Source organism: Pedobacter sp. 01T416_2, assembly GCF_056398925.1.
Window position 1 is genome coordinate 1 of the sequence record NZ_JBFTQI010000361.1, and the last position, 5850, is coordinate 5850.

The 5850-nt window shown below is 37.2% G+C and carries 6 protein-coding genes; 5 read left to right on the top strand and 1 reads right to left on the bottom strand.

Features of this window, described 5'->3' with window-relative positions; genetic code table 11:
• The coding region (locus AC1DPQ_RS15505; protein WP_477610107.1) for a sterol desaturase family protein at positions 1-696 on the bottom strand (696 nt) is incomplete at its 3' end.
• Positions 697-859: 163 nt separating this feature from the next.
• Here AC1DPQ_RS15505 and AC1DPQ_RS15510 point away from each other — a divergent pair.
• The 5 genes from AC1DPQ_RS15510 to AC1DPQ_RS15530 all read left to right on the top strand — a co-directional run.
• Entirely contained in the window at positions 860-1618 is a 759-nt protein-coding gene (locus AC1DPQ_RS15510) for an ROK family protein (protein ID WP_029275239.1), read from the top strand.
• An 85-nt stretch (positions 1619-1703) separates the two neighbouring features.
• A complete protein-coding gene (gene gndA, locus AC1DPQ_RS15515) occupies positions 1704-3119 on the top strand; it encodes an NADP-dependent phosphogluconate dehydrogenase (RefSeq protein WP_477583403.1) in 1416 nt (471 codons plus the stop codon).
• A gap of 29 nt (positions 3120-3148) precedes the next feature.
• On the top strand, positions 3149-4663 hold the full coding sequence (gene zwf / locus AC1DPQ_RS15520; protein ID WP_477610109.1) for a glucose-6-phosphate dehydrogenase: 1515 nt from the start codon (positions 3149-3151) through the stop codon (positions 4661-4663).
• A 127-nt stretch (positions 4664-4790) separates the two neighbouring features.
• Positions 4791-5516: a 6-phosphogluconolactonase gene (pgl, locus tag AC1DPQ_RS15525; protein ID WP_477610111.1), complete on the top strand. Its 726-nt coding sequence runs from the start codon at positions 4791-4793 to the stop codon at positions 5514-5516.
• 8 nt (positions 5517-5524) lie between these two features.
• On the top strand, positions 5525-5850 hold a 326-nt coding region (locus AC1DPQ_RS15530; RefSeq protein WP_477610113.1), incomplete at its 3' end, for a DUF5655 domain-containing protein.

Genomic DNA, 5850 nt, shown 5'->3' on the forward strand with positions numbered 1-5850 from the left:
CTTAATAGGATGTGTTAACCCATATTTAGGCGCCTCTTCTTCGGCCTGAAAAGTACCAAATAATTTATCCCAGAATACAAAAACATCGCCATAGTTTTTATCCAGGTATTTTTCGTCAGAGGCATGATGAACACCATGCAAAGAAGGCGTGATGAATATACGTTCAAGCCAACCCAGCTTACCGATTAATTGTGTATGCGTAAAAAATGAATAGGCTCCATGGGCCAAAAGTATGGTAATAATCATATTGGGATGAAAACCAATTAATGGTAATATACACCAAAACACGTTGCGGAAAATGGCTTGAATGGTCGTAATCCTCGCAGCCGCGGATAAATTAAACTCTTCGCTCTGGTGATGAACGATATGTGCAGCCCACAAAAAATTGATTTCGTGGCCTAGTCTATGGTACCAGTACCAAACAAGATCTGTTGACAATAGCAATAATATCCACACATACCATTTTGTAGAAATATCAAAAATTGCATAATTTAAATACACCCAATCGTACACCTGATAAAAACTTGCCGCAATAAATAAGTTCAATAACCTTTCGGCAATACCTACACTAAAATTTGCAACCGTACTTTCATATTTAAATATTTTCGCTTTTTTTTGGTGCTGAGCGATCCTAAACTCAATAAATACAAAAATAAAAAACGCTGGAATAGCAAATGCAAGGTAGTTTACCGTCATAACTTTTGTGGTCTTTTTTAGTTTAACGGAACAAACTTAAATATATTCTATTAAATACATAGATTTTATAGAATATATTATTACACCTAAATTACTTCGATCTTCATTTAATGTTTGTTGTTTTAATTTATTTGTAGAACTTCGAAATTATAAATACACAATTATGGCTACAGATAAAAAAGCTGAAAACAACAATATATTATCTATTGATATAGGCGGCACAAGCATTAAAACAGTTCTTTTGGATGAAAGCGGAAATATGCTTACCGAATATTTAAAAAGCAAAACCCCACCAGAAGCTACTCCAAAGGATATTGTTTCTGGAATTATAGAGTTGATTAAGCCTTTTCCTGTTAGCTACAACCGCGTATCGATCGGTTTTCCCGGTTATGTTAAAAACGGAATTGTTAAAACCGCCCCTAACCTGGCAAAAAACAAATGGGCAGATGTTGATCTCGCTCAGCGTGTTGCTAACGAGTTAGGTAAATCGGTACGTTTGGTAAATGATGCCGATCAACAAGGCTTAGGTGTAGTTGAGGGCAAAGGCTTTGAAATTGTTTTCACAGTAGGTACAGGTTTTGGAACAGCTTTATTATTCGATGGAGAATTACTACCGCATTTAGAACTTGCCCATTTCCCGATCAGCAAGGAAGAAGACTATGACGATTATATCGGAAATAAGGCTTTTGAAAAAATCGGGACTGAGCGCTGGAATAAAAGGCTCAAAAAAGTAATCGAAATCTACAAAACGGTTTTCAATTATGATACCTTATATATTGGTGGTGGCAATTCTAAACAAATAGACTTTAAACTGGAAAGCAATATTAAAATTGTAACCAACAGAGACGGGATTAAAGGTGGTGCTAAACTCTGGAAACTGGCCGACAAGTACAATATCTTTACAGTTGAGCCTAAAAAATAATAATCTTTATTACAATCTTTTAACAACAATAGCTGCAATATTAATTTGTAAACCCTAATTTTGGGTGCATTATAAAAAATAAAAAATGGCAAATAACGATTCGAAAAAATATAAATTGGGAATGATCGGTTTAGGCACAATGGGCCGGAACTTATTATTAAACATGGCTGATAAAGGCTTCTCTGTAACAGGTTACGATAAAGACAGGAAAATGATCTCGAAACTTGAAGAAGAAGGCAAGAAACACAATTTAGAAGGATTTGACGATATTGAAAGCTTTATTTCTAGCTTACAAACACCACGTACATTAATCTTATTAGTACCAGCCGGACCAATTGTAGATAGCGTTATTGCAGAACTAAAACCACTTTTAAGCAAGGGCGATATTATTATCGATAGCGGAAATTCACATTTTACCGATACCAACCGCCGTGTTGACGAACTGGAGAAAGATGGTTTACATTTCTTCGGAATGGGTATTTCTGGTGGTGAAGAAGGTGCACGTTTTGGTCCGAGTATGATGCCAGGTGGCGATAAACAGGCTTATAACGTAGTTAAAGATGTTTTTGATGCTGTAGCGGCAAAAGTTGGAACCGATCCATGCGTAACCTATATTGGCCCTGGTGCTTCTGGCCACTTTGTTAAAATGGTGCACAACGGAATTGAGTATGCCATTATGGAGCTTATTGCCGAGGTTTATGGCATCCTTAAAAATGGCTTAGGCTATTCAAACGATGATATATATAAGGTTTTCAAAAAATGGAACGAAGGCAGATTGCAATCCTTCTTATTGGAAATTACTGCCGAAATCTTTCTTTTTAAAGATACAGAAACGCAAAACAATCTTTTAGATCAGATTAAAGATGAAGCACGCTCAAAAGGCACCGGAAAATGGACTTCGGAGGTTTCAATGGAACTTCAGTTACCTGTACCAACCATTAACGAAGCTGTTTCTAACCGTGATTTATCTAAATTCAAAAAACTAAGGGTTTCTTTAGAAGAGGCTTTTGGCAAAAAAGACACCAAAATTGCTGTTACTATTGATGAACTGGAAGATGCATTTTACTTCTCTATGATCAGTGCTTATGCACAGGGTATGCATTTACTGGTTCAGGCTTCAAAAGAATACCAATACGATTTACAGTTACAGGAAATTGCTAAAATCTGGCGTGGTGGCTGTATCATCAGGGCTAAATTTTTAGAAGATATTTATCAGGCTTACGATAAAAACAACGCTTTAGAACATCTATTCGGGGATGCGGGTATCCAGAACATTATCAAAGGTACTTTAGCTGGTACACGCAAAACAATTAGTGCATGTATCAATTCTGGTTTGGGTATCCCTGCATTTGCGTCTACGCTAACCTATTTCGATACCATTACCACAGCTAGAATGCCTTCTAACTTAATCCAGGCACAAAGAGATTTCTTTGGAGCACACACCTTCGAGCGTATCGATAAAGATGGTGTTTTCCATGCTGATTGGAATAAATTATCATAACCTATTAGATTCACGAACAAGAACATAAAATGAAAACCAAAACCGCATTAAACCCTACCATTTTTGTAATATTTGGTGGAACAGGTGATTTAAACAAAAGAAAATTAGCACCTGCCCTATATAATTTATTTATTGAGGGTTACATGCCAGATAAATTTGCCGTTATTGGTACCGGTAGAACCGAATTTACCGACGATAGCTACAAAGCTGCTTTAGAAGATGCTGTAAACCAGTTTTCTCGCAGCGGAAAAGTAAAAAAAGAGAAATGGGACGATTTTGCAAAGACTATGAGTTACTGTCCTACCGATTTTGCCCAGCCAAAAACTTTCGAAAACCTTAAAGCAACTGTAGAAAAATATCAAAAAGAATTTGGAGTCGGAACACAGGTAATTTTCTATCTGGCAGTTGCGCCTAATTTCTTCCCGATTATTGCTGAATGTTTGCAGAAATATAAACTTACACAAGATGAAGACAATAGCCGTATCGTTATCGAAAAACCTTTCGGCCATGATTTAGAATCAGCAAAAGAACTGAATACATTATTGAGCACCATTTTTACCGAAAAGCAGATCTATCGCATCGATCATTATTTGGGTAAAGAAACTGTACAAAACATGATGGCTTTCCGTTTTGCCAATGCATTGTTCGAGCCGTTATGGAACAGGTCTTATATCGATCACGTTCAAATTTCGGTAACCGAGCAGTTAGGCGTGGGCGATCGTGGAGGTTATTATGAAGGTTCTGGTGCTTTAAGAGATATGATTCAGAATCACCTGTTGCAATTGCTTTGTTTGGTTGGAATGGAAGCGCCAATTAATTTTGATGCTGATGAAATCAGGAACCGTAAGGTGGAGGTTTTAAGAGCAATGCGTCCTTTTTCTGCCGAAGATATCCGTTTTCATRCTGTTCGGGGTCAATATAGTAAAGGTTGGGTTGAAGGTAAGGAAGTGCCTGGATACCGTCAGGAAAAAGGTGTTGATGCACATTCTAATACAGAAACTTTTGCTGCTGTTAAATTCCATATCGATAACTGGAGATGGCAAGGTATTCCTTTCTATTTAAGAACTGGAAAACGCTTAAACCAAACTTCATCTTTAATTACCATTCAATTTAGAGATGTTCCGCATCAGATTTTCTCATCAGGCGTAACCGAAAACTGGCAACAAAACAGGTTAGTAATCAGCATACAGCCAGAAATGAGTATCCGTATGCAGGTACAGGCCAAAAGACCTGGATTGGATATGGTATTGAATCCTGTTGATATGATTTTCGATTATAAAGGAACTTACGAGGGTGATACCCCTGAGGCTTACGAAACCTTATTATTAGATGCCATGATGGGCGATCAAACCTTGTTCATGCGTGGCGACCAAGTGGAAGCAGCATGGGAACTGGTCATGCCGATTTTAAATACTTGGGAAAGCAAAAAATCAATCAACTTCCCTAACTACCCTGCCGATAGCTGGGGACCAGAAGAAGCTGAAGCACTTATTGCAAGAGATGGTTTCCACTGGTTTAACCTGCCATTGAAGAATAAGGAATAAATTTTTACTCAGGTCGTCACCCTGAACCGAGCCTTAGCGAGCTCACCGAAGGTAATTTGTTTCAGGGTCTTTTTAATAAATAGATGCTGAAATAAATTCAGCATGACGGCTCTTATTAGTTATAAAAATGAATCTACTCATATACAAAACATTAGAAGAACTAAACCAGGATCTGGCAGATTATGTAATTAAAATTGCAGAAATGTCTATCGAAGAAAACGACCGCTTTAATTTCGTATTAACTGGCGGCAGTTCTCCTAAAGCACTTTATCATCTTCTGGCAACAGAAGGTCAGCACAGAATTGATTGGGAAAAAGTATACTTCTTCTTTGGCGATGAGCGCAACGTTCCGGCCAATGATGATAACTACAACGGATTAATGGCCAAGAAAACCATTTTAGATCCACTAGGCATTAAAGAAGACCATATTTTTTACGTTGATACCACTTTGGCTCCAGAAAAAGCAGCTATCGAATATAAAAAAGCAATCGATAAACACTTTAACGGTGAAGATCTCATTTTCGATTTAATCCTTTTGGGTATGGGCGATGATGCACATACGGCTTCGATTTTCCCACACACCACTTTGGTTAAAGATGAAGAAGTAAATGTGGCTTCAGTTTATGTAGAGAAATTGGATACGTACCGCATCAGTTTTACAGCACCGTTAATCAACAAAGCCGATAATGTAGCATTTTTGGTTTTTGGAGAGAATAAAGCCGAAGCTTTAAAACATGTTATTGGCGATGAGCAAAAAGATGTTGCAACTTACCCTTCACAGTTAATTGATCCGATTGATGGAAAATTAACCTGGTTTACCGATGAGGCTGCAACAAAATTACTAGAAGATTAAAGATAATGATGTCTGAAGAAAAACATTTGTCAGACTTTTTAAACGGAAAAACGGAATATACCCTAGGGTTATTCCGTTTTTTTATTGAACAATTGACCAGATTAGGAGAGATAAATCTCAGACCTACAAAATCCATGATTGCGATCGAATCAAGAAAAAGTTTTGCATATATTACGCAATTGGGGAAAAACTTTATTCATGTGGTTGTTCCTTTCAATCAACCTTATGAAAACAATCTTTGCTTCATTAAGATTGCGCAGGTGCCAGGAACCGATCAATTTAACCATCATTTGAGGATTTATTTCGAAGAAGATGTTAATGATGAGGTGAAAGG

Coding starts and splice junctions, on each gene's coding strand:
- AC1DPQ_RS15510 (WP_029275239.1), top strand. CDS start 860: ATGGCTACAGATAAAAAAGCTGAAAACAACAATATATTATCTATTGAT.
- gndA (WP_477583403.1), top strand. CDS start 1,704: ATGGCAAATAACGATTCGAAAAAATATAAATTGGGAATGATCGGTTTA.
- pgl (WP_477610111.1), top strand. CDS start 4,791: ATGAATCTACTCATATACAAAACATTAGAAGAACTAAACCAGGATCTG.